General features: G+C 64.0%; 23 protein-coding genes. 12 read left to right on the top strand and 11 right to left on the bottom strand.

Annotated elements, in window-relative coordinates; genetic code table 11:
• The first annotated feature begins 359 nt into the window (after positions 1-359).
• The 8 genes from AWB65_RS02830 to AWB65_RS02795 all read left to right on the top strand — a co-directional run bounded on the left by AWB65_RS02830 (position 360) and on the right by AWB65_RS02795 (position 8,541).
• Entirely contained in the window at positions 360-2,168 is a 1,809-nt protein-coding gene (locus tag AWB65_RS02830) for a methyl-accepting chemotaxis protein (RefSeq protein WP_087665660.1), read from the top strand.
• 167 nt (positions 2,169-2,335) lie between these two features.
• On the top strand, positions 2,336-3,259 hold the full coding sequence (locus AWB65_RS02825) for a CheR family methyltransferase (RefSeq protein ID WP_087665659.1): 924 nt from the start codon (positions 2,336-2,338) through the stop codon (positions 3,257-3,259).
• Complete coding sequence (gene cheD / locus AWB65_RS02820; protein ID WP_087665658.1) at positions 3,256-4,089, top strand: chemoreceptor glutamine deamidase CheD; 834 nt, start codon at positions 3,256-3,258, stop codon at positions 4,087-4,089. Before AWB65_RS02825 ends, cheD begins: the two co-directional genes overlap by 4 nt.
• The gene (locus AWB65_RS02815; protein ID WP_087665657.1) at positions 4,086-5,201 is read left to right on the top strand and encodes a protein-glutamate methylesterase/protein-glutamine glutaminase; all 1,116 of its coding nucleotides are present in this window, start codon (positions 4,086-4,088) and stop codon (positions 5,199-5,201) included. The genes cheD and AWB65_RS02815 overlap by 4 nt, the downstream gene beginning before the upstream one ends.
• 66 nt (positions 5,202-5,267) lie before the next feature.
• The gene (gene cheY / locus AWB65_RS02810; RefSeq protein WP_087655733.1) at positions 5,268-5,663 is read left to right on the top strand and encodes a chemotaxis response regulator CheY; all 396 of its coding nucleotides are present in this window, start codon (positions 5,268-5,270) and stop codon (positions 5,661-5,663) included.
• Between the two features lie 2 nt (positions 5,664-5,665).
• On the top strand, positions 5,666-6,373 hold the full coding sequence (gene cheZ / locus AWB65_RS02805; RefSeq protein ID WP_087665656.1) for a protein phosphatase CheZ: 708 nt from the start codon (positions 5,666-5,668) through the stop codon (positions 6,371-6,373).
• Between the two features lie 336 nt (positions 6,374-6,709).
• Positions 6,710-7,213, top strand: coding sequence for a DUF2844 domain-containing protein (locus tag AWB65_RS02800; protein ID WP_087665708.1), 504 nt, complete (start codon positions 6,710-6,712; stop codon positions 7,211-7,213).
• A gap of 17 nt (positions 7,214-7,230) precedes the next feature.
• Complete coding sequence (locus tag AWB65_RS02795; protein WP_087665655.1) at positions 7,231-8,541, top strand: DUF3443 domain-containing protein; 1,311 nt, start codon at positions 7,231-7,233, stop codon at positions 8,539-8,541.
• Positions 8,542-8,598: 57 nt separating this feature from the next.
• Here AWB65_RS02795 and AWB65_RS02790 read toward each other — a convergent pair whose 3' ends face one another.
• The 4 genes from AWB65_RS02790 to argS all read right to left on the bottom strand — a co-directional run bounded on the left by AWB65_RS02790 (position 8,599) and on the right by argS (position 12,916).
• Positions 8,599-9,378 (bottom strand): SDR family oxidoreductase, encoded by a 780-nt coding sequence (locus AWB65_RS02790; RefSeq protein WP_087665654.1) that lies wholly within the window; start codon positions 9,376-9,378, stop codon positions 8,599-8,601.
• Between the two features lie 13 nt (positions 9,379-9,391).
• On the bottom strand, positions 9,392-10,054 hold the full coding sequence (locus AWB65_RS02785; RefSeq protein ID WP_087665653.1) for a thiol:disulfide interchange protein DsbA/DsbL: 663 nt from the start codon (positions 10,052-10,054) through the stop codon (positions 9,392-9,394).
• Between the two features lie 151 nt (positions 10,055-10,205).
• The gene (locus AWB65_RS02780; RefSeq protein ID WP_087665652.1) at positions 10,206-10,985 is read right to left on the bottom strand and encodes an SPOR domain-containing protein; all 780 of its coding nucleotides are present in this window, start codon (positions 10,983-10,985) and stop codon (positions 10,206-10,208) included.
• 146 nt (positions 10,986-11,131) lie between these two features.
• Positions 11,132-12,916, bottom strand: coding sequence for an arginine--tRNA ligase (gene argS / locus AWB65_RS02775; protein WP_087665651.1), 1,785 nt, complete (start codon positions 12,914-12,916; stop codon positions 11,132-11,134).
• Between the two features lie 286 nt (positions 12,917-13,202).
• Between argS and AWB65_RS02770 the strand changes: the two genes are divergently transcribed.
• Positions 13,203-13,529 (top strand): DUF1840 domain-containing protein, encoded by a 327-nt coding sequence (locus AWB65_RS02770; RefSeq protein WP_087665650.1) that lies wholly within the window; start codon positions 13,203-13,205, stop codon positions 13,527-13,529.
• Between the two features lie 90 nt (positions 13,530-13,619).
• Here the strand turns inward: AWB65_RS02770 and AWB65_RS02765 are convergent, their stop codons facing one another.
• The 7 genes from AWB65_RS02765 to AWB65_RS02735 form a co-directional block, all read right to left on the bottom strand.
• Positions 13,620-13,820, bottom strand: coding sequence for a hypothetical protein (locus AWB65_RS02765; protein ID WP_087655741.1), 201 nt, complete (start codon positions 13,818-13,820; stop codon positions 13,620-13,622).
• A 141-nt stretch (positions 13,821-13,961) separates the two neighbouring features.
• Entirely contained in the window at positions 13,962-16,679 is a 2,718-nt protein-coding gene (gene metH / locus AWB65_RS02760) for a methionine synthase (protein ID WP_087665649.1), read from the bottom strand.
• A 25-nt stretch (positions 16,680-16,704) separates the two neighbouring features.
• Positions 16,705-17,778, bottom strand: a complete 1,074-nt coding sequence (locus AWB65_RS02755) for a homocysteine S-methyltransferase family protein (RefSeq protein WP_087665648.1) — start codon at positions 17,776-17,778, stop codon at positions 16,705-16,707.
• Positions 17,779-17,958: 180 nt separating this feature from the next.
• Positions 17,959-18,216: a BTH_I0359 family protein gene (locus AWB65_RS02750; protein WP_087655744.1), complete on the bottom strand. Its 258-nt coding sequence runs from the start codon at positions 18,214-18,216 to the stop codon at positions 17,959-17,961.
• A 114-nt stretch (positions 18,217-18,330) separates the two neighbouring features.
• Positions 18,331-19,119, bottom strand: coding sequence for an alpha/beta fold hydrolase (locus tag AWB65_RS02745; RefSeq protein WP_087665647.1), 789 nt, complete (start codon positions 19,117-19,119; stop codon positions 18,331-18,333).
• A gap of 52 nt (positions 19,120-19,171) precedes the next feature.
• Positions 19,172-20,368: a DUF3108 domain-containing protein gene (locus AWB65_RS02740; protein ID WP_087665646.1), complete on the bottom strand. Its 1,197-nt coding sequence runs from the start codon at positions 20,366-20,368 to the stop codon at positions 19,172-19,174.
• A gap of 77 nt (positions 20,369-20,445) precedes the next feature.
• Positions 20,446-21,273 (bottom strand): IclR family transcriptional regulator, encoded by an 828-nt coding sequence (locus tag AWB65_RS02735; RefSeq protein WP_087665645.1) that lies wholly within the window; start codon positions 21,271-21,273, stop codon positions 20,446-20,448.
• A 113-nt stretch (positions 21,274-21,386) separates the two neighbouring features.
• Here AWB65_RS02735 and AWB65_RS02730 point away from each other — a divergent pair, with 113 nt between their 5' ends.
• The 3 genes from AWB65_RS02730 (at position 21,387) to AWB65_RS02720 (ending at position 24,480) form a co-directional block, all read left to right on the top strand.
• Positions 21,387-22,373, top strand: a complete 987-nt coding sequence (locus tag AWB65_RS02730; protein WP_087665644.1) for a fumarylacetoacetate hydrolase family protein — start codon at positions 21,387-21,389, stop codon at positions 22,371-22,373.
• Between the two features lie 105 nt (positions 22,374-22,478).
• Positions 22,479-23,630 carry an ABC transporter substrate-binding protein gene (locus AWB65_RS02725; RefSeq protein ID WP_087665643.1) on the top strand — a complete coding sequence of 384 codons (1,152 nt, stop codon included), beginning with the start codon at positions 22,479-22,481 and terminating at the stop codon, positions 23,628-23,630.
• 22 nt (positions 23,631-23,652) lie between these two features.
• On the top strand, positions 23,653-24,480 hold the full coding sequence (locus tag AWB65_RS02720; RefSeq protein ID WP_087665642.1) for an enoyl-CoA hydratase/isomerase family protein: 828 nt from the start codon (positions 23,653-23,655) through the stop codon (positions 24,478-24,480).
• Positions 24,481-24,541 lie beyond the last annotated feature (61 nt).

The raw sequence follows: 24,541 nt of genomic DNA, 5'->3' as shown, positions 1-24,541 counted from the left end.
GCATACCACTCCGAGGAAGTGCGCGTTGACGCAGTGGGTCCGCGAGCCAAGCCCGGTTCTACCGTGAGGGCGACACTTACTCTCCAGCGCCAGTCCCTCATTACATAAGTGGGGGTTGGTTAGTTTTGGCGGTTGGAAGCTGCTTTCTTTGCTTACTTTCTTTGCAGCAGCAAAGAAAGTGAGTCCCGCCCCGGACAGGGGCAGAGCGAATAGACCGCTAAAAAAGCAAGTTCCCTAAAAGCCTAAGCGCATCAAACGGTGTTGCCAAAAACCCGCCCGCAGATCAAAAACCCTCAACGCGCCCGCGTTAAAAAGTGCAAAGCAAGAACCCAAATAGCAAAACCCGTGAAGGAAGAAACATGTTGAAGAATTGGTCGATTCGCACGACGTTGACATTGGTAGGTCTGCTCTTCGTGAGCTTCGCGGCAATCGTGGGCGCGCTGGCCCTGACCGGCCTCAATTCCGCAAGCACGTCGCTCTCAGCGCTCGCGCAACAGGACATGGTCGCGATCCGCGCCATCGGCGAGTCCTCGTCGTACTTGCTGCGCTCGCGCGTAACGCTGGATCGCGTACGCTCGCTCACCGAATCCGGCAACGCGGAAGAAGCGAAGAAGGCCCTCGACCGCGGCCAGTTCCTGCTCGACAAGTCGAACGAGAACTGGAAGCTCTACCTCGACACGCCGAAGCCCACACTCTCTCAAGCCACGCTCGACGCAGTCGTTACCCAACACGAAGCGCTGCTGCACAACGGCGTCAACCCCGAGTTCGCAGCAATCCGCGCCGGCGACATGGCCGCATACCACGCCATCGCCGATACGAAAATCAGCCCGATGTTCGTCGCGTTCGATACCGCCGCCTCCGCCGCCGTCGCCGCGCAGCAAACGCACGCCGAACAACTGCGCGCGGACACCGCGTCGCACATCGGCATGCTCAATACGGCGATCATCGCCGTGCTCGTGCTGTCGTTCATCACGCTCTTCGCCACGCGCGTCGCGTTGCGCAGCCTCATCGTGCAGCCGATCAACGACGCCGTCGAACACTTCGACCGCATCTCGCGCGGCGATCTGACGAAGTCCGCGCACACCGACAAGACCAACGAAATCGGCCGCCTCTTCGCGGGCATCGAACGCATGCGCACGAACCTTACCGCGATGGTCGGCTCGGTGCATCGCGGCGCGGAATCGATCGACGTCGGCGCGCATGAAATCGCGAGCGGCAACACGGACCTCTCGCAGCGCACCGAAGAACAGGCGGCGTCGCTGCAGGAAACGGCGTCGAGCATGGAAGAACTCACCAGCACCGTGAAGCAGAACGCGGAGAACGCGCGCCAGGCAAGCCAGCTCGCGGTGAACGCATCAGACATCGCGTCGCGCGGCGGCCAGGTCGTGGAGAAAGTCGTCGATACGATGAACGCGATCGCGTCGAGCTCGAGCAAGGTCGTCGACATCATCGGCGTGATCGAAGGCATCGCGTTCCAGACCAACATCCTCGCGCTGAACGCGGCCGTCGAAGCGGCGCGCGCCGGTGAGGAAGGGCGCGGGTTCGCGGTCGTCGCAGGCGAAGTGCGCTCGCTCGCGCAACGCAGCGCGGCGGCGGCGAAAGAAATCAAGGCGCTGATCGGCGACTCGGCCGACAAGGTCGAAAGCGGCTCGGAACTCGTCGCGCAAGCAGGCGAGACGATGGGCGAGATCGTGCAGGCCGTGCGCCGCGTGACCGACATCATGGGCGAGATCAGCGCGGCCTCCGAAGAGCAGTCGGACGGCATCGAGCAGGTCAATCGCGCGGTCACGCAGATGGACAGCGTCACGCAACAGAACGCGGCGCTCGTCGAACAGGCAGCGGCTGCGGCGGCATCGCTCGAAGACCAGACGCGTCAGTTGAAGGACGTCGTCGCGCAATGGCAGATCGAAGGCATGCAGGCGAAGCCGAGCGCGTCCGTGGCCGCAGCGCGTCTTTCCAGCGCACGCATCGAGCCGGCGCCGCTCAAGGTAACCAAGCACGCCGACGCAACGAAAGTTGCCGCCGAGCCTAACGTCGCGCGCAATCGCGCCGTTAATACAGATACAAGCAAAAGCGCAGCTACGGGCGCAGATGCAAGCAAGGCAGCAACAGCAGCCCGCAAGACACGCGCGACCACCGCCGACGACGGCGACTGGGAAACGTTCTGAGCATCATTCATTCAAGGCAGTGTGAAGTGACCATGCAGGTTTTCGGCATCTCGCCCCGCCAAGGGCGACTCATCGAAGCGCGCGAACGCAGCGCGCATCGGGCCGCATGGTCGCGGGGATTGGGCATCGCGGCGCGCGATGCAGCTCCACGAGAGGCATGAAGCATCATGACGGCAACGCGCCAAGCACGCATCGACACGACTGAGCGTCCGAGGACCTCCGATGTCGAACGCGATTTCGAATTCACGTCGGCGGATTTCGCCCGCATTCGCGAGCTGATTCATCGCCGCGCGGGCATCTCGCTGTCCGACCACAAACGCGACATGGCCTACAGCCGTCTCGCGCGGCGCCTGCGCGCGTGCGGCATCGATACGTTTCGCCAGTATCTCGACCGCCTCGAAGCGAGCAACGACAGCGCCGAATGGGAAGCCTTCGTCAACGCGCTGACCACCAACCTGACCGCGTTCTTCCGCGAGTCGCATCACTTCCCGATCCTCGCGGATTTCGTGAAGCGGCGGCAGCAGCCGGTGTCGGTGTGGTGCTCGGCGGCATCGACGGGCGAGGAGCCGTATTCGATCGCGATGACACTGATCGAAGCGCTCGGCGAGCAGGCCGCGCGCCAGTGCACCGTGTTCTCGACCGACATCGACAGCCAGGTGCTCGCCAAGGCCGACGCAGGCGTCTATTCGCTCGACCAGGTCAAGCAATTGAGCCCGGAGCGTTTGAAGCGCTTCTTCCTGAAGGGCACAGGCGCGCATGCGGGACTCGTGAAGGTGCGTCCGGAAGTGCGCGCGCTCGTGAAGTTCGAGCGCCTGAACCTGACGGACACGAACTACAACCTGAAGAACCCGTTCGACGCGATCTTCTGCCGCAACGTGATGATCTACTTCGACAAGCCGACGCAAGCGCAAGTGCTGTCGCGCTTCGAGCCGCTGATGAAGCCGGGCGCACTGCTGTTCGCCGGCCACTCGGAGAACTTCACGTATGTGACGCAGGCGTTCAAGCTGCGCGGGCAGACGGTCTACGAAATGACGCGCGACCTGAAGGTTCAGCCGAAGCCAGCGCGCGCGCTCGCAGGAGCGGACGCATGAGCGGGTTGCCGATCGCGTCGAACTTGTATTTCGACACGCATTTCCAAAAGCCAGGCGTGAAGCTGCTGCCGAACGAGTTCTATATGACGAGCGAGGACATGGTGCTCGTCACGGTGCTCGGCTCGTGCGTCGCGGCGTGCATCAACGATCGCACGGCGGGCATCGGCGGGATGAATCACTTCATGCTGCCCGACGACGGCTCCGATGCATCGCACGCAACGTCCGATTCGATGCGCTACGGCGCCTACGCGATGGAAGTGCTGATCAACGAACTGATCAAGCGCGGCGGACGGCGCGAGCGCTTCGAGGCGAAGGTGTTCGGCGGCGGCGCCGTGCTCGCGGGCATGACGACGATCAACATCGGCGATCGCAATTCGGAATTCGTGCGCCGCTATCTCGCGCTGGAAAAGATCCGCATCGTCGCCGAGGACCTGCAGGGCGCGCATCCGCGCAAGGTTGCATTCATGCCGAAGAGCGGCCAGGTGATGGTCAAGAAGCTGAAGACGCAGCAGGAAACGAGTGTCGTCGAGCGCGAGCAGGCGCTCGTGAGCCGCACGCCGGAAGAACGCGCGCAACGGCTCGCGCGGGCCCGGGCGCGCGTCGAAATGTTCAATCAGTCGGGCGCGTCGGGTGCCAGGCCGCGCGTGGAATTGTTCGCGGCCAGCGGCGCAGTTGCAGGCGCGGCTGCAACGAAGCCCCGCGTCGAGTTGTTCGGCGCGGCCACGGCGGCCGCGAAACCCCGCATCGAATTGTTCGGCTCGGCATCCGGGCTGAACGCTAACGGTCTGGCTCGCGCGGAGCGCGGCACGAAGACCGCGGAGGAAGCATGAGCATCATCCAGCAACAGGCAGGCCACAGGATCGAGGTGCTGTGCGTCGACGATTCGGCGCTCGTGCGCAGCCTGATGACCGAGATCATCAACACGCAGCCCGACATGCACGTCTGCGCGACCGCGCCCGACCCGCTGGTCGCGCGCGAACTGATCAAGCAGCACAACCCGGACGTTCTGACGCTCGACGTCGAAATGCCGCGCATGGACGGCCTCGACTTCCTGGAGAAGCTGATGCGCCTGCGCCCGATGCCGGTCGTGATGGTGTCGTCGTTGACGGAGCGCGGCAACGAAATCACGCTGCGCGCGCTGGAACTCGGCGCCGTCGATTTCGTGACGAAGCCGAAGGTCGGCATCCGCGACGGCATGCTCGATTACGCCGAGAAACTGGCCGACAAGATTCGCGCGGCGTCGCGTGCTCGCGTGCGGCAGATGCCTCACACGGCGCATGCCGCGAGCGGCGGCGCGCAGGGCGCAGCCGCGAAGCCCGCGCCGCTGTTCAACAACCCGCTCGTCAGTACCGAGAAGCTGATCATCGTCGGCGCATCGACGGGCGGCACCGAGGCGATTCGCGAAGTGCTCGTGCCGCTGCCGCCCGACGCGCCCGCCGTGATGATCGCGCAGCACATGCCGCCGGGCTTCACGAAGTCGTTCGCGCAGCGCCTGAACGGCCTGTGCCGCATCGCGGTGAAGGAAGCGGAGCACGGCGAGCGCGTCCTGCCGGGTCACGCGTACATCGCGCCGGGACACGCGCACCTCGTGCTCGCGCGAAGCGGGGCGAACTACGTCGCGCATCTTTCCGATGCGCCGCCGGTAAACCGGCATCGGCCATCGGTCGACGTGCTGTTCCGCTCGGCCGCGCAGCACGCGGGCAAGAACGCGCTCGGCGTGATCCTGACCGGCATGGGCCGCGATGGTGCCGCCGGTCTTCTGGAAATGCAGCAGGCGGGCGCTTACACGTTCGCGCAGGACGAAGCGAGTTGCGTGGTGTTCGGCATGCCGCGCGAAGCAATTGCAGCAGGCGGCGCAATCGAGATCGCGCCGCTCACGGAAATGAGCCGGCGCGTGATGGCGCGGCTGGCATCGATGGGCGAACGCGTGCAGCGCGTCTGAGCGCCGTACCGATTTTGAATGCAGACGCGGCGCTTGCCGCATGCGAACACACAGGAGTGAGTGAAGATGGACAAGAACATGAAGATCCTCGTCGTCGACGACTTTCCGACGATGCGCCGTATCGTGCGAAACCTGCTGAAGGAACTCGGCTATTCGAACGTCGATGAAGCCGAAGACGGCGCGGCCGGCCTCGCGCGCCTGAAGGGCGGCGGCTTCGACTTCGTGATCTCCGACTGGAACATGCCGAACCTCGACGGCCTTGCGATGCTCCAGCAAATCCGTGCCGACGCGACGCTGTCGCACCTGCCGGTGCTGATGGTGACGGCGGAATCGAAGAAGGAGAACATCATCGCGGCGGCGCAGGCCGGTGCGAGCGGCTACGTGGTCAAGCCGTTCACGGCTGCGACCCTCGACGAGAAGCTGACCAAGATTCTCGAGAAGATGGCCAAAACGGGGGGCTGATCGTGACCGATCTCACACAACAAAGCGAACTCGCCGAGGCGGTCGCCGAGTACGAAGGCGCCGATTCCAGCGACCGCATCCTCGCCCGCATCGGGCAACTGACGCGCACGCTGCGTGACTCGATGCGCGAGCTCGGCCTCGACAAGCAGGTCGAGGCGGTGTCGGAAATGGTGCCGGATGCACGCGAGCGCCTGAAGTACGTCGCGACGATGACGGAGCAGGCCGCCGACCGCGCGCTGAACGCGATCGAACTCGCCAAGCCGATGCAGGAATCGATGCAACGCGACGCGCAAGCGCTCGATGCACGCTGGGACGAGTGGTACGCGGCGCCGCTCGCGAAGGGCGACGCAAGCGCGCTGATCGCCGAAACGCGCGGTTTCCTGAAGCAGGTGCCCGAAAACACGCAGGCGACCAACGCGCAGTTGCTCGAAATCATGCTCGCGCAGGATTTCCAGGATCTGACCGGGCAGGTCATCAAGAAGATCACCGATGTCGTGTATCTGATCGAGCAGCAACTGCTCGGCGTGCTGCTCGAAAACATTGCACCGGAGCGGCGCGAGCAGTTCGCGGCGTCGGCGGCGGCGATGATGTCGGCGAGCGGCAGTCCGGACACGCTGCTTAACGGTCCGCAGATCAATCCGGAAGGACGCACCGACGTGGTGCAGGACCAGTCGCAGGTCGATGATCTGCTCGCGAGCCTCGGTTTCTAGCGCGCACAATTCTTCTGATATAACCCTCGCAGGGCGCATGAATGGCGCCCTGCGCTGCTTTCTGCGCAGACAATTTCGAGATAAATAGGCGGATTTGAGAAGATCTGTCTGCGAGCGTACGTTCGCGAACTTCCGGCTGGCGCCTTTCGGCTGGCATACTTCGTTAGCCTGGATCGAAACGGTCGCTTTCTTGCGCCGTTTCGCCGCCGGAGAAACACCGCCCCGCCGTGACAATCGTGACAATGCGGCGGCCGGACGAAATTCGCAGGAGGAGCAGTGAGGTCATTGAATCATTCCCCGAAGGGTCGTATCGAAAGTGAAGGCAAGCCGCGCGCCATGCTGCCGTTGCTGGCCGCCCTGATCGCCGTGTGCGCCACGTTTGCCGCGGCACCGGCCCACGCCGTCCTCGGCGGCGCGCCGATGGCGACGCCCGACGGCGCCACCGCCAACCGCGCGGTGTCGCGCTCCGTCGCCGTGCCGGGCGCGGTATCGGGCGCTGCGTCGGCGAGCGCTTCGTCGGCGGCGACGTACACCGTCCGCGCGACCACGCTCGCCAATGGCACGAACGTCAACGAATACGTGTCAGCGGAAGGAGTCGTGTTCGGCATCGCGTGGAAGGGGAGACAGATGCCCGACTTGCTCAATTTGCTCGGCTCCTATTTCCCGCAATATCTGGATGGCCTCAAGGCGCAGCGCGCCGCGCGCGGCAGCCGTGGGCCCGTCAGCGTGAACGATTCTGGCCTCGTCGTGCAATCGGGCGGCCACATGGGCTCGTTCGCCGGCAAGGCTTACCTGCCCGAAAAACTGCCCGCCGGCGTCAGCGGCAGCGATATCAAGTAACGGACGGGAGAACTCATATGCGTCCGACGCACCTCAACACCCAATCATCCACGCCGTTCTTCAAGCGCCTCGTCGGCTGGCTCGCGACCGCGATGCTCGCGACCGCGCTAGTCGCGTGCGGCGGCGGCGACGACAACAATTCGAGCAGCAGCAGTTCCAGCGGCGGCTCGAGCGGCGGCAGCGGCGGCGGCTCCAGCAGTGGCAGCGACGTCGGCACGGGCGGCACCAACAACCAGCCGATCGCCGTCAACGGCACGAACGCCGTGCCGATCACGGTCAACAAGGGCGCGGCGAACTTCGTCAACATCCCGAACGTATCGGTGACGGTCTGCGCGCCCAACACCTCCGTGTGCCAGACGATCGACAACATCCAGCTCGATACCGGCTCCTACGGCTTGCGGCTCGTGAGCGGCGCGGCGCAGCAGGTGCTCGGCAACCTGCCGGTCAGCGCGGCGCAGGGCGGCGGACAACTCGCCGAATGCACGCAGTTCGCGGACGGCTTCACCTGGGGCACGGTGCGTCAGGCGGACGTGAAGATCGGCGGGGAGACGGCGTCGAATATTCCCGTGCAGATCATCGGCGACCTGAGCGCGTCGTCGGTTCCGGCGAGCGGCTGCGTGAGCGGCAGCAACGAAGCCACGTCGACCGATCTCGGCGCGAACGGCATTCTCGGCGTCGGCAACGCGATCTACGATTGCGGCGCAAGCTGCCTGACGGCGTCGCAGAGCATGTACTACTCATGCCCGAACGGCACGAACTGCACGCCAGTCGGCGTGCCGCTCACGCAGCAGGTCGTCAATCCGGTCACGAAGTTCGCCGTCAACAACAACGGCGTGATCGTGACGATGCCGCCCATCAGCGACAACGGCACCGCGTCGGCGTCGGGGACGCTCGTCTTCGGCATCGGCACGCAGAGTAACAACGCCCGCACCGGCGTGACGACCTTCACCACCGACACCAGCGGCAACGTGAACGGCAACTACAACAAGTCGGCGGTCACGACGTTCTTCGACACCGGTTCGAACGGCACCTTCTTCGCCGACAATTCGATCTCGCAATGCACGTCGTCGACGTTCTATTGCCCGTCGTCGGAGTTGTCGCTGAACAACGCGATCAAGGGTCTCGACGGCACCACCTCCGCGACGGTCAACTTCCGCGTCGTAAGCGCGCGGACGCTGACGTCGGGCGGCGGGAAGTTCGCGTTCAACAGCCTCGCGGGCAGTTTCGGCGATTCGAGCTTCTTCGACTTCGGCATGCCGTTCTTCTACGGGCGGCATGTGTATGTCGGCTTCGATCTGCCGGGCAGCACGCCTTACGTGGCGTTTTGAGCTAGCTGGTAGCGCTTCAAGGCAAAAGGCCCCGCGAAGTTTCGCGGGGCCTTTTTTTCATGACGATGCGTCGCCGCGCGGCTTGCGCGGGGCGCGCTCGAATAGCCTGTCGTAAAGCCAGCGCGGCATCACGTGCAGAAGAGCGCCCGCGATGCGCATCTGCCACGGAAACGTGGCGTATCGCGTCCGGCGCGAGATGGCGTCGGCGGTCCTGGCGGCGAACTTGTCCGCGTCCATCAGGAACGGCATCGGATAGGGATTCTTCGCGGTCATCGCCGAGCGCACGTAGCCCGGCGCGATCGTGACCACCGACACGCCCTGCGGCCGCATCTCGACCCGCAACGCTTCCAGATACTTCGCCGCCGCCGACTTCGACGCGCTGTACGCGCCCGAGCCCGGCAGTCCACGCACGCCCGCGACGCTCGCGATGCCGACGAGCGTCCCGCTTCGCGCGGCGGTCATCGCTCGGACAAACGGCTCGAACGTCGCGACCATGCCGAAGTAGTTGGTGTCCATCACTTCGCGGAAGGTGTCGAGGTCGCCGTGGCCGGTCAGCGCGCCGCGGCTGATGCCCGCGTTCGCGATCACGATATCGGCTGGGCCGTGCTCGGCGACGAAGCGCGCGGCGGCATCGGCGAGCGCGGCGGCATCGCGGACGTCGGCGGGGTAGATCGAGATGGGGGAATCGGGGAAGCGGGCGGCGAATGCCGCGAGAACATCGGCGCGGCGGGCGACGAGGCCGAGTGCGGCCCCGCGCCGGACATATTCCTCGGCGAGCGCGAGGCCGATGCCGCTCGTTGCGCCGGTGATGAAGACCTTCAGTCGGACTGCATGCATACGGCGCTACGGATTACATCTTCTTCGCGCGAACCTGGCCGACCAGGAAGTCGAGCACCTGCGTCGTGCCCGGGAGGTTGTTGGTCATCGAGGGGCCGGTCTCGTACTTGCCCTGCACGATCAGCGTCGGCACGCCTTCGATCTTGTAGTCCGACAGCAGTTTGGTGTCGCGCTGCACGGCGCTTTGCGTCGAGAACGAGTTGTACGCGTCCATGTACTTCTTCTTGTCGACGCCCTGCGTGGCCAGGAAGTCGGCTTGCGCCTGCGGCGTCAGCAGATAGTTCTTCTTCACGTGGATCTCGTTGAAGACCGCGGGCGTCACCTTTTCGACGACGCCGAGCGCGTCGAGCGCGTGATACATCTTCGAGTGCGGAATGAAGTCGTCGCGGAAGGCGACCGGCACGCGCTTGAACACCACGTCCGGACCCTGCTTCTTGATCCACGCTTCGAGATACGGCTCGAACTCGTTGCAATGCGGGCAGCCGTACCAGAAGAATTCGGTGACTTCGATCTTGCCCGCCGCGTTGACGGGCTGCGCGGCCTGCAACACGGAGTAATCCGTGCCGGCGACGGGCGCGGCAGGCGACGCGTGCGCCGCATTCATCGCGCCGATGGCGCCGATCGAGCCGATGACGATTCCGAGAGAGACTGCAAGCGCACTGAACTGTTTTTTCATGACGGGAAAGGTGCGTGAAGTGGTGCGTGAGTGGCGAGAAAGCGCGTGGTGCGGCAAGGACGTCAGTGGGACATAAGACACTTAAGCCAACCTTAAGCGGTGTTCCCAATCCGCGCCTTCGAAGCGAATCGAAGGCGCGGTAAAGCGGTGCTTACTGCTTGGAGAAGCGGATCACGGCGGTATCGACGCCCGCATCGGACAGACGCTGACGCACGTTGTTCATGTCCTCGAACTTCGCAAACGGCCCGATGCGCACGCGATAGTAAGTGACGCCGCCGGCATCGCGCTCCGTGACCTTCGACTCGAAGCCCTGGAAGCCGAGGCGCGCACGCTGCTGCTCGGCGTCGGCCTGGGTCTTGTACGCGCCCACTTGCAGGAAGTAGCCGGTGTTCGCATCGCCGGGAGCGGGCGGGGTGGCTTTCGCCGTCGCCGGGGCGGACGTGCCCTTCGCACCCGATGCGCTCGCCGTGCTGGTAGCCGACGGCGCACTCGCCGACGGTTTCTTCGCGATAGCGGCGCTCGTGCCCTGCGACGGCGTCGCGGGCTTCGGCGCGACCGCCACGCCATTTTCCGTCGACGGCGGCACTTCCACGATCTGCGGCTCCTCGAACGTGCCGGACGACTGCGTCTGGCTGTTCGTCTGGCCGGGCGCGGTGTTCGGCGGCGCGGGCTGCGCGGCTTGCGGCACGGCTTGTCCGGGCGTCTTGCCCTGCAGCGGACGGTTCGGGTCGTACGGCTGGCCGTTGGCGGTCGTTGCGCCCGATTCGGACGCCGGCGGCGCGACCTTTGCGACGAACGGCGTAGGCGCGCGCGTGATGTAGAGCGCGACGATGACCGCGATTGCAAGGCCGACGATCAAGCCCAGCACGATACCGAGAAAGGTGCCCCCGGTTTGCTTCGACTGCTTCGACGTGCTGCGTGGTTTTGCCATCTTATGATTCACCTGCAAAAAGTCTTCTGAATGGCCGACGATTATAACGGCGGCCCGAAGCGGGCCAGAGCACGGCCAAGCCGCCCGCGCGCGCCGAAAAATCCGAATTGCGCGACGGGCTGCGAAGCCGATGCACCGGGTGGCAATTACATCTTGACGGGAGCGGACACGCCGATCGTGGCCAGGCCGTTCGCGAGCACCTGGCGCGTCGCCGCGAGCAATGCGATTCGCGCATTGCGCGGCGCCTCTTCATCGACGAGAACGCGCTCCGCATTGTAGAACGAGTGGAATTCGCCAGCGAGGTCGCGCAAATAGAATGCGACCGCGTGCGGCGCGAGTTCGTCCGCGGCATTCGCGAGCATGTCGGGGTATTCGGCGAGCTTGTTCAGGAGCGCCATCGCGCGTTCGCTCGACAGCGGCGCGAGATCGGCGTGCGCCGCCTGCGACAGGTCGCCGTTGTAGCGCGTCTTCCAGTCGGAGAGGATCGTGCTGATGCGCGCGTGCGCGTACTGCACGTAGTACACCGGGTTTTCGTCGTTTTGCTTGAGCGCGAGGTCGATGTCGAAAACGAACTGCGTATCGGCTTTACGCGACACGAGGAAGAAGCGCACCGCGTCACGGCCGCGGCGGACGGTTTCCTCGTCCAGTTGATCCGGCGACGCCTCGCTGCCCGGCGCCATCCCGCCCGACCATTCGATCAGGTCGCGCACCGTCACGTAGCTGCCCGCGCGCTTCGAGATTTTCACTTCCTGGCCGTCGCGCATCACGGTGACCATCTTGTGCAGCACGTAGTCGGGATAGCCCTTCGGAATGCCCACGCCCAGGCCCTGCAGTCCCGCGCGCACCCGCGCGATCGTGCCGTGGTGGTCCGAGCCCTGCACGTTGATGACCTTCGTGAAACCGCGCTCCCACTTCGCGACGTGATACGCGACGTCCGGCACGAAGTACGTGTACGTGCCGTCGGTCTTGCGCATGACGCGGTCCTTGTCGTCGCCGTCGTCGGTCGTGCGCAACCACAGCGCGCCGTCCTGCTCGTAGGTCTTGCCGGCGGCGACGAGCGCGTTCACCGTCGATTCGACCCGGCCTTCCTTGTACAGCGACGACTCCAGATAGAACTGGTCGAATTTCACGCCAAACGCGGTCAGATCCATGTCCTGTTCGTGGCGCAGATAAGCCACGGCGAACACGCGGATCGCGTCCAGATCTTCGACGTCGCCCCGGCCCTTGACCGGGTCGCCGTCCTTCGCCGCGACGGTCGCGCCCGCCAGATAATCTCGCGCGATGTCGGCGATGTACTCGCCGTTGTACGCGGCTTCCGGCCAGTCCGCGTCGCCGGGTTTGAAGCCGCGGGCGCGCGCCTGAGTCGAGATCGCGAGGTTGTTGATCTGCACGCCGGCGTCGTTGTAGTAGAACTCGCGATGCACCGCATAGCCTTGCGTCGCGAGCAGGTTCGAGAGCGCGTCGCCGAGCGTGGCCTGGCGGCCGTGGCCGACGTGCAGCGGCCCGGTCGGATTCGCCGACACGAATTCGACCAACACGCGTTTGCCTTCCTCGCGCGTCGAACGGCCGAACGCAGCGCCTTCGCCGAGCACGGCCGGGACCACGTCTTGCTTCGCGGCAGGGGCGAGACGCAGGTTGATGAAGCCCGGCCCGGCGACTTCGGCGCCTTCGACGAGTCCCTTGGCGGCCGGATTCGCGAGCACCGCATCGACGATCTGCTGCGCGAGCTGGCGCGGATTCGCGCGCAGCGGCTTGGCGAGCTGCATCGCGACGTTCGATGCGACGTCGCCGTGCGCGGCGACTTTCGGACGTTCGAGGACGATCACCGGTTCGACGAACGCGGCTTCGGATGCGCCTTGCGTGGCGAGCGCGACTTGGCCGACCGCGTCGGAGAGGAGCGTGGCGAGGGTATGTTTGTGTGCGGGCAGCATGCTGAATGATCCAGTGGACCGGGTCCGGTGTGATGTGGCGTGACGCGGCGCCTTGGCCGGCGTGCAATGGTGCGAACGAGGCATGGGGCAACCGGGCGTCGGCGGGCGCGAGCCTCACACATTGCGACGATTCCGATTGCCTTCGATGTCGAAAACGGATTTTAGCAGGTGCTAATATGTCGAATCAGGGTCGTCGTCAGGGAAACAGTCAGGGGAGCCCACGCGGCGCGGCACAGTCGGCCGGCGCGTTTCGCCAATCACCCAACATAAGGAAAAGGACCTTGCCATGCTGATCACATTCAAAACCAGCGCCGCACCGGACGTCATGATGCTGGAGAACCTGGCTGAGTATCTGCTCGGCATCATCGGCAAGCATTTGGGGCCTCGCGGTGTCATCACGCACGACGAGTTGCCCGTTGCGATCGAGAAGCTGGAAGCCGCCGTCGTCACCGACAAGAAAGAGCGCGCCGAGCACGACGGGCACTTTCACGAAGGCGAAGCGGGCCATGAGCCGCACGAGATTCCGATTGGCCTCGCGCAGCGCGCGTATCCGTTTCTCGACATGCTCCGCCTCGCGCAGAAAGCGAACACGGATATTTTGTGGGGCGTGTGACGGAGAGTTAAGTAAGCGCTGAATCTGGGCGCATGGAAAAAACCCGCATCGGTTTGTGACGATGCGGGTTTTTTGTCTGACGGATAAAAGTTACTGCGACTGGCCGTTGGTGGTGGACGACGGCGCGCTTGCGCCTTTCTTGGCCTTGGGTTTCTTGGGTTTTTTCTTGTGCTCGGTCATCGGCGGCGAATATGACGACACGGCGCTCGCGGTCTGGGCGAACGCGACTGAACTACCGGACGTGAACAGGACTGCGGCGGCAACGGCTACGACGGGCGTCAGCTTCTTCATGCGGCTTTCTCCGGGACTATTGAAATTGCGTGACCGTCGCCATGACGGGCATTCGCAACGGCAAGTCTACGTAAAACAATAATTCCTGGTCGCGCCGCGCGCTGTTTTTCAATATCACGCGGCGCGTATGTCGCAAGGGTGTTACAGAAGCGGTGCGAGGGCGCGCTCGGCATCGTTTTTCGAGAGCGCCATGCGTTGCGCGAAGCTTTCAACCTGGTCATCGCCGATCTTGCCGACCGAGAAATACGTGCAGTCCGGATGCGCGATGTAGAAGCCCGAGACGCTCGCGGCCGGCAGCATTGCGAGCGATTCGGTCACGCTCATGCCGATATCGCCGGCTTGGAGCACGTCGAACATGTCTTTCTTGACGAGGTGATCCGGGCAGGCGGGATAGCCCGGCGCCGGACGAATCCCGCGATACTGCTCGGCGATCAGCGCGGCGTTGTCGAGCGTTTCAGCGGACGCATAACCCCACAGTTCGCGGCGCACACGCGCATGCAGCGCTTCGGCGAAGGCTTCGGCGAAGCGGTCGGCGAGCGCTTTCAGCATGATTGCGCTGTAGTCGTCGTGGTCGGCTTCGAACTGCTGCTCCTTCTTGTCGACGCCCAAGCCCGCCGTCACCGCGAAGAGGCCGATGTAGTCCGCCACGCCCGATTCCTTCGGCGCGATGAAATCGGCGAGCGACCGGTTCGGCCGCATCACGCCGTCGACGACCGGCCTCACGCTCTGTTGCCTCAAGTTGCGCCAGGTCATCGCGACCTTCGTGCGCGATTCGTCCGTGTAGATTTCGATGTCGTCGTCGTTCACGGTGTTCGCGGGCAGCAGCATCACGACGCCGTTCGCCGTCAGCCAGCGGCCCTGGATGATGCGCGAGAGCATCGACTTGCCGTCGGAAAACACGCGCCGCGCCGATTCGCCGACGATCTCGTCGTTCAGGATCGCCGGATACGGCCCCGCCAGATCCCAGGTCTGGAAGAACGGCGCCCAGTCGATGTAGTTCGCCAGATCCGCCAGATCATAGTTCTTGAACACGCGCCGGCCGATGAACGTCGGCTTCTTCGGCGTGTAACCCGCCCAGTCGATCTTCGCCTTGTTCGCGCGCGCCTCGGCGTAGGTGACCATCGGCAGCGCCTTCTTGTTAGCGTGCTGCGTGCGGATGCGGTCGTAGTCGCTCTTGAGATCGTCGAGGTATTTCGCCGCGCCTTCGTCCGACAACAGGCTCGACGCCACCGACACCGAGCGCGACGCGTCCGGCACGTAGACCACCGGGCCATCGTAATGAGGCGCGATCTTCACGGCCGTGTGCACGCGCGAGGTCGTCGCGCCGCCGATCAGAAGCGGCGTCTGCTTGCCGCGGAAGTAGTCGTCGCGCTGCATTTCGGACGCGACGTAGGCCATTTCCTCGAGACTCGGCGTGATCAGCCCCGACAGGCCGATGATGTCCGCGCCTTCTTCCTTCGCTTTTTGCAGGATGGTCGCGCAGGGCACCATCACGCCCATATTGACGACTTCGAAGTTGTTGCACTGGAGCACCACCGACACGATGTTCTTGCCGATGTCGTGCACGTCGCCCTTCACGGTCGCGATCACGATCTTGCCTTTCGGCCGCACGTCGGCGCCGGCATCGGCCATGCGCTTCTTCTCTTCCTCGATGAACGGGATCAGATGCGCGACCGCCTGCTTCATCACGCGCGCCGACTTGACCACTTGCGGCAGGAACATCTTGCCCGCGCCGAACAGGTCGCCGACGATGTTCATGCCGTCCATCAGCGGCCCTTCGATCACGTTGATCGGACGGCCACCGGCCTTGTCGATCTTCGCGCGCACCTCCTCCGTATCCTCGACGATGAAGTTCGTGATGCCGTGCACGAGCGCATGCGACAGGCGTGCCTCGACCGGCTGGTTGCGCCATTCGAGGTTCTCTTCCTTCTTCGCGGCGCCGGTTTTGAACTTGTCGGCGCTTTCGAGCAGGCGGTCGGTGCCGTCGTCGCGACGGTTGAGCACCACGTCTTCGACGCGCTCGCGCAGTTCCGGATCAAGGTCCTGATAGACGCCCAGCATCCCCGCGTTGACGATGCCCATGTCCATGCCGGCCTGGATCGCGTGATACAGGAACACGGTGTGGATCGCCTCGCGCACGGGATCGTTGCCGCGAAACGAAAACGACACGTTCGACACGCCGCCGCTCACCTTCGCGTACGGCAGGTTCTGCTTGATCCAGCGCGTCGCGTTGATGAAATCGACGGCGTAGTTGTTGTGCTCCTCGATGCCCGTCGCGATCGCGAAAATGTTCGGGTCGAAGATGATGTCCTCGGGCGGGAAGCCGACTTCGTTCACCAGGAAGTCATACGAGCGCTTGCAGATTTGCGTCTTGCGCTCGAAGGTATCGGCCTGCCCTTGCTCGTCGAAGGCCATCACGACGGCGGCCGCGCCATAGCGGCGGATCAGCGTCGCGTGATGGCGGAACGGCTCTTCGCCTTCCTTGAGCGAGATCGAGTTGACGATCGCCTTGCCCTGCACGCACTTGAGCCCCGCTTCGATCACCTCGAACTTCGACGAGTCGATCATGATCGGCACGCGCGCGATATCCGGTTCCGACGCGATCAGATTCAGGAAGCGGACCATCGCCGCTTTTGAATCGAGCATCGCTTCGTCCATGTTGATGTCGATGACCTGCGCGCCGTTCTCGACCTGCTGGCGCGCGACGGCAAGCGCCTCGTCGAACTGGCCGTTGAGGATCATGCGCGCGAAGGCCTTCGACCCGGTCACGTTGGTGCGCTCACCGACGTTGATGAAGAGGGAGCCGTCGGTGACGTTGAACGGTTCGAGGCCGGAGAGGCGCATCGTGTGATCGGTCATGGTGTGCTGTGTGTGGTTGTCGTGATCAGGCCGCGTCGCGATAGTGCGACGGCCACTTGCGCGGCTTCACCTCGGCGAGCGCCTTCGCTATCTCCGCAATATGCTCCGGCGTCGTTCCGCAACACCCGCCCGCGAGATTCACCAAACCGGCTTCCGCGAACTCCTTCAGCAACCCCGACGTCACATCCGGCGTCTCATCGAATCCGGTATCGCTCATCGGATTCGGCAGACCGGCATTCGGATAGCACGACACGTAGGTATCGCAGAGCTTCGCCAGTTCCGCGATATACGGCCGCATCAGCGCCGCGCCGAGCGCGCAATTCAGCCCGAATGTCAGCGGCCGCGCGTGGCGCAACGAGTTCCAGAACGCCTCGACCGTCTGGCCCGACAGAATCCGTCCCGACGCATCCGTCACCGTGCCCGAGATCATGATCGGCAGAAGTTCGCCGGTGTCTTCAAACAGTTCATCGAGTGCAAAAAGCGCGGCCTTCGCGTTCAGCGTGTCGAAAATCGTCTCGACGAGGAACAAGTCGCAGCCCGCGTCGAGCAGCGCTTTCGCCTGCTCGTAATAAGCGACACGCAATTCGTCGAACGTTACGTTGCGCGCGCCCGGATCATTCACATCGGGCGAAATGCTCGCGGTCTTCGGCGTCGGTCCAATTGCGCCCGCGACGAAACGCGGCTTGTCCGGTGTCGAGTATTTGTCGCAAGCCTCGCGCGCGAGCTTCACCGACTCGCAATTCATCTCGGCGGCGAGTTGTTCCATCCCGTAGTCCGCTTGCGCGACGCGCGTCGCACCGAACGTGTTCGTCTCGACGATATCCGCGCCCGCCGCGAGGTACTGTTCGTGGATCTCGCGGATTACTTGCGGCTGCGTAATGGACAGCAGTTCGTTGTTGCCCTTGATATCGCGATCGATTTCCTTGAAGCGTTCGCCGCGATACGCCGCTTCGTCCAGTTTGTAACGCTGGATCATCGTGCCCATCGCGCCGTCGAGAATCAGGATGCGTTGTTGCAACAGTGCAGGCAGCGTTGCGCCGCGCGTGTAGGCGCGGCGGGACGGGGCGGTAGCGGTGGTCGAAGTGGCAGTCTGGTTCATGACGGACGGGCTCGCACCAGTGGAAGGAAATGAGCCTGTCATTGTAGCCGGACAGACGTTCAGGCGTTGTCCACGCAGGGCCTTGGGAGAGATTCAAGGTGCCGGAAAACGAAAAACCCCGCCGCTTGCGCGACGGGGTTTATGGGGTGTCACCTGTTACGTAACAATCAATCTAAATGATCAGTGAAGGATCACCGGCTGGTTCATCAGAATATCGAACTGACCGAGAAATTCGTCGACGTCTTCGAGTGACTGTTCCTCTTCGATCAGCTTCTGTACGTGTTCTCGAAACTTGGCCGCCAGTGCACCGTCGATGAAAATTTCACGCTGCATGTTCTTGTCGACAATCTCATAGCCACCGGCCTTCATGGCCAGATGGTTGTCTTGCGGCGGAAATTCGACGACACAATAGTTAGGGCTGTTGTAGATCATTTGCATGGCGACACTCCTTATTCCTGTTGCTCCTGGCATTCTGCACCGTAGATGGAGCGCTTGGGTTGGAATTCAAGGGGTGGCCTCGACGTGTTGCCAAAAGCCCATCGAGGCTTACTTTCAGACAGAACTACGCAGGAAAGTTCCAAGCAGCGCGGTGAATTGCGTGGAAGCTTCGATCGGCGACAGATGTGCCGCGTCGAGTGTTTCAAAAAGGGCACCCGGTACAGCGTCGGCGATCATTTGGGACTCAGCATTTGGCGTGCCCGCGTCGTGCTTTCCGGCGACGACCAAGGTGGGCTTCACCACAGAGACCAGCTTTTGTCGCACATCGAAACTTCGGATGGCTTCGGCCGCGCGTGCGAATCCTTCCGATGGCGTACGCATGATCGTCTCCGCGATCTGCTCGACGACTTCGGGATGCCGCTGGCGGAACTCCGCCGTGAGCCATCGTTCGAGCGTTGCATCCACGATACTCGCAGTCCCGTTTTCGCGCACGGATGCCGCGCGTTGAGTGAACGTCGGGCGCGCTTCCTCGCGAATGTAAGCCGGCGCGCCGACGACGGTCAGCGTATCGACGAGATCGGCGTGATCGGCGGCGAACTGCTGCGCGACCATCCCGCCGATCGACAAACCCACCACATGCGTGCGCGGTGCACCGAGCTTGTGCAGTAATTCGGCGAGATCGTCGGAAAGTTGTTCGATACTGAAAGAATCGGGCGACACCGCTGTTTGCCCGTGGCCGCGCAGGTCGTAGCGCAGGACGGTGAAATCGTTTCTGAAGTAGCCGGCTTGTTGGTCCCATACCGACAGATCACCTGCCAGTTGGTGAATGAACGTCAGCCAGGGGCCGCCGCTTTCGTTGCTCAGCACATATCGCGTGTCGATACCGTTGATCGTCACCTGCATGTTGTCTCCGTAAAGAATGCGTTTGCGGATGGCGCCCTGAGATCCGTCCGGTCTATGGCTTTTCGGTCTGCATCGGCCCGGGCGCGGATTCGTCTGACGCATCCGGCGTGCCCGGGCCGCCAGTTTCGACGCCATCGGGCGCCTGTAGCTTGCCGCGCCAGAGCAGTTCGATCTGCATGCCGTTCGGTTCCGTCTGGACGATGCGCACCGGCAGCCAGCCAAGCGATGGAGCGAGCCACACGTCGATTCTTCGCCGGTCGCCTTCGCGGCGCGGCAGACGCGTGAAGTGCCGCGCGCCGACCGATCCGCCACGCGCCTGGACGTTCTCGTCGGCGACGGTGACAAACGACCAGCCTTCGCTGCTGTCGTTGTCGGCGACGCTGAACTGGCGCGTCACGCCCGGCTTGTACGTGTCGGGCGCGCCGCGCACGAGGCTCGCGAGCTGCATGAAGACGCTGAAACGGTCCTGCGCGCCGTCGGCGAGCGGCTTGTTCGACGGCGTGCGGGTATAGACGAGCTGCCTTGTTTCGCGATCGAAGACGGTGACATCGGCGGCGCGGCGGCCGCGCTGCTCGGAATATTGCTCCGGCGCGATGCCGAACGAGTCGATGTGACCCTTGCTCGAATACACATACGGTCCGACGAACGGAATCGGGATAGAGACGACCATCTCGTAATGCTGGCCATCGTTGATCCAGTGGATCGTGCCAGTCTGGTTCATCATGCCGTTGACCAGCGTGTCGTAGCGCAATTCGCCGCTTGGCGGGACGTCGAATTTGTCGCCGGGAACGGTGGGAGCGGGCGGGGCTGGCGGGGCGGGCGGGGCGGGCTGCGCGGCTTGGGCGGCGGCGGTCGCGCTGGCCGCCGACGCAGGCGCAGCCGTTGCGGCGGTCGCCTGCGCATCGGGTTCGTCGCGCGGGATGCTGATCGTCGGCGCGGCGGGCTTATGCGGAGCAACGGGCGCTGGCTTCGGCGCAGGCTTTATTACTGGGGTTGGCGCCGGAACCGGAGCAGGCGCCTGCTCAACCGGCTTCGCCGTCAGCAACTCGACCTGCACCGGCACATCATCGGCCGGCGGCGGATTGATTGCGTTGCCATTGCGTCCGACCCAGCGCGCAGCGCCCCAATGCAGCGCGAGGACGGCAAGCAGCACCAACGCCCAGCGTCCCCAGCGGCGAGGGGCTTTCGCATCAAGGGCATCGGACGAATCGGAGGCGCTCTGGGGACGGCGAAACCAAGGAAACGGCATGAACACTCAGCGATGCGTGAAGAAAACCCAACGCGTATGACACGCCCTGAGAAAGCGATGTTCCGCAAGCTCCGCCATCAACGCTCGCGATCCGTATATCCCAACTGATACGAAAGATCCGCCGCACACGTGCGCAACGCCGAATCGATTTCACCGCCCCAGCGGGTATCGAACGCGCCTTCGTGTCCGAGCGCGATCAAACCGAGCGCGAGATCGCCGGTCGAATCGAAAACGGGTGTGCAGAACGCGTGGATCGTCGGCAGCAGCATGCCTTCCACGCGCGCCGCGCCGTGTGCGCGCACGTCCGCCAGCACCGGCTCGATGTCCGCGATCGACTGCCGCGTCGCCGCGAGTTCGCGCGTGAGGAGCGCCTCAGTCTTGCTGCGCGGCAGGTACGCGGCGAACAAAAGCCCCGTCGCCGACGACAAAAGCGGCATCACGTCGCCAAGTTTCAGCGAAGCCTTCGCCGGATAGCTCGACTCCATCCAGTGCACGACGGTCGGCCCCTGATTACCCCACACCGCGATGCCGACGGTCTGATCGAGCCGGTCGCGCAGTTCAGACATCGCGATGCGCGCGAGCTTCACGCCATCGACGCGTGCGAGCCGTGCCAGCCCCATCTGCAAGGCAAATCCGCCGAGTTCGTAGCGTCCGGATACCGGGTCCTGCGACGCGAGCCCGAGCCGCTGAAAGCTCACCAGATACCGATGCGCCTTCGCCGGGCTCATGCCTGCACGCTGCGCGAGGTCGCGCAGCATCATCGCGCGCGGCTCGTTGGTCAGTACGTCGAGCAGCCGAAAACCGACTTCGATCGACTGGATGCCGGAGCGCGCCTTTTCTTCCGTAGCGTCGGCGGGATCGGCTTCGTCGGTTTCATCGGCGGGGGAAGGGAGATTCGAGGACATGGGACTTACGCAAAAGGCGCTTGAAAACGAACGGCGGAACCGCGCCGCGGATTCACCATCGTAAAATAGATTTCCTTTATCGTCACCCGACATCAACGAAACCGAACCACCCTATGAAACTTGCCACGCTGAAGGACGGCACGCGCGACGGCCAATTGATCGTCGTTTCGCGCGATCTGCGCACGGCGGCGATCGCGGATGCGATCGTCGGCACGATGCAACGCGCGCTCGACGACTGGGCCTTCTACGCGCCGCAACTGCTCGAACTCTACGACGCGCTCAATCAGAGCCGCGCGCGCCACACGTTCTCGTTCGACGCGAAGTCGTGCATGGCGCCGCTGCCGCGCGCCTTTCAATGGGCCGACGGCTCCGCCTACGTGAACCACGTCGAGCTCGTGCGGCGCGCGCGCGGCGCCGACATGCCGCCCGAATTCTGGACCGACCCGCTGATGTACCAGGGCGGCAGCGACGATTTCCTTGGCGCGGCGGACGACATCGTGTGTGCATCGGAGGCGTTCGGCATCGACTTCGAGGCGGAAGTCGCCGCGATCACGAGTGACGTGCCGATGTCAGCGAAGCCCGAGGAAGCACTGCGTCACGTGCGCCTTCTGACGCTCGTCAACGATGTCTCGTTGCGCAATCTGATCCCGGCCGAACTGGCGAAGGGCTTCGGCTTCTTCCAGAGCAAGCCCGCGACGGCGTTTTCGCCGGTCGCCGTGACGCCCGACGAACTCGGCGACGCGTGGCGCGAAGGCCGCGTGCATCGCCCGATGATCGTGCACTGGAACGGCAAGAAGGTCGGCCAGCCCGACTGCGGCACCGACATGGTGTTCCACTTCGGCCAGTTGATCGCGCACGCGGCGAAGACGCGCAACCTGCGCGCGGGAGCGATCGTCGGCTCGGGGACGATCTCGAACAAGGACACGAAGCGCGGCTACTGCTGTATCGCCGAGAAGCGCTGCCTGGAGACGATCGAGCACGGCGCGCCGCAGACGGAGTTCATGAAATTCGGCGACAGCGTGAAGATCGAGATGTTCGACGAAGCGGGGCGGTCGATTTTCGGCGCGATCGATCAGAGCGTCGTGGCGTTGCACGAGTAAATCAAGCGACGCGGCGCAACGGGTTTCGCCCGATGCGCCTGTCGTGTTCGTCGCCTTACACTTTGCCGGCAGCTTTAAAAGCACAACAAAAACAAGGAGACGTGTATGAAGCGCTGGATAGCCAGTTTATCGATTGCACTATCCGCAGCGACGGCTTTCGCACAAACGCCGCCGGTAAAAATCGGCCTGGTGCTCTCGCTGACCGGCCCGGCCGCGTCACTCGGCATTCCCGCGCGCGATACCGTCGCGCTCCTGCCGAAGGAAATGGGCGGCCGGCCGGTGGAATACGTCATCCTCGACGATGCCTCGGATACCACGCAAGCCGTCCAGAGCACGAAGAAGCTGATTTCGGAGGATCGTGTGGACGCGATCATCGGCTCGTCGATCACGCCGAATTCGCTCGCGATGATCGACGTCGTGGCGGAGGGCGAGACGCCGATGATCTCGCTGGCGTCGTCGGCGAAGATCATCGAACCGGTCGATGCCAAGCGCCACTGGGTCTTCAAGACGCCGCAAACCGACGCGATGATGGCCTCCGCCATCGCCGAGCACGCGAGCAACCACGGCGTGAAAACGATGGCCTACATCGGCCAGGCCGATGCACTCGGCGAAACGTTCTACGTGGAAGTCGCGAAGTTCGCGCAGCTGCACAAGATCACGATGGTCGCCAACGAGCGCTTCAATCGCACCGATCCGAGCGTGACCGGGCAAATCCTCAAGATTCTCGCGGCGAAGCCGGATGCGGTGGTCGTCGGCGCGGCGGGCACGCCGGCCGCGCTGCCGCCGAAGACGCTCGCGCTGCGCGGCTACAAGGGCAAGATCTATCACAACCACGGCACCGGCAACCGCGATTTCCTGCGCGTCTGCGGCGCCGATTGCAACGGAACCTTCCTGCCGACGAGCCCGGTCCTCGTCGCCGCGCAACTTCCCGACGATCATCCCGCGAAACGTCTTGCGCTTTCGTACATCAAACTCTATGAGGCGCGGCAGGGCGCGGGGTCGGTATCGGCGTTCGGCTCGTATGCGTGGGACGCGGGCATGCTGCTCGATCGCGCGGTGCCGCTCGCGCTGAAGGCGGGCGCGCCCGGTACGCCGGCGTTTCGCCGCGCGCTGCGCGACGCGCTCGAAAACACGAAGAACTTCGCCGATACCAACGGCCTCGTCAACATGACGCCGAACGATCACATCGGACTCGATCAGCGCGCGCGCGTGATGGTGGAAATCCGCGACGGCAAGTGGCTCTACCAGCCGCGCTGACGGGCAACTTCAAGGAATGGCCATGAGCGATCTCTCTTTCTACGCGAATTACACGTCGCTGAAACTGGAGCGGCATCCGCACGGCGTGCTCGAAATCGTGATGAGCGGGACGGGCACGAACAAGAGCGGACTCTCGACGGCCGACGCGAACATGCATCGCCAGCTTGCGGAAATCTGGCGCGACATCGACCGCGATCCCGACACGCGCGTCGCGCTGATCCGCGGCGAGGGCAAGGGCTTTTCGGCGGGCGGCGACCTCGGTCTCGTCGAGGCGATGGCGTCCGACTTCGACGTGCGCGCGCGCGTCTGGCGCGAGGCGCGTGATCTCGTCTATAACGTGATCAACTGCAGCAAGCCGATCGTCTCGGCGATGCACGGTCCGGCGGTCGGCGCGGGGCTCGTCGCGGGGCTGCTCGCGGACATCTCTATTGCCTCGAAGACAGCGCGCATCATCGACGGCCATACGCGGCTCGGCGTCGCGGCGGGCGATCACGCGGCGATCATCTGGCCGCTCCTGTGCGGCATGGCGAAGGCAAAGTACTACCTGCTGCTGTGCGAGCCGGTGAGCGGCGAGGAGGCGGAGCGCATCGGGCTGGTCTCGCTCGCCGTCGAGGAAAGCGAGTTGATGCCGAAGGCGATCGAAGTCGCGAACCGGCTCGCGGCGGGCTCGCAGAGCGCGATCCGCTGGACCAAGTACGCGCTGAATAACTGGCTGCGCTCGGCGGGACCGACGTTCGATGCATCGCTCGCGCTGGAATTCATGGGTTTTTCCGGACCCGACGTGCAGGAAGGCATGCGTTCGCTGCGCGAGCGCCGTCCGCCCGATTTCCCCGGCGGCTCACCGTTCTGAATGTTCTGAATCCGTTTGCAGGTACAGTGGCGCGATTGCGGCTCACACCGCACAGCGCTCA

It is taken from the genome of Caballeronia humi (assembly GCF_001544475.1).
Taxonomy (GTDB): Bacteria; Pseudomonadota; Gammaproteobacteria; order Burkholderiales; family Burkholderiaceae; genus Caballeronia; species Caballeronia humi.
The sequence above is the reverse complement of the archived record's forward strand: the minus strand, read 5'-3'. Positions and strand labels throughout refer to the sequence as shown.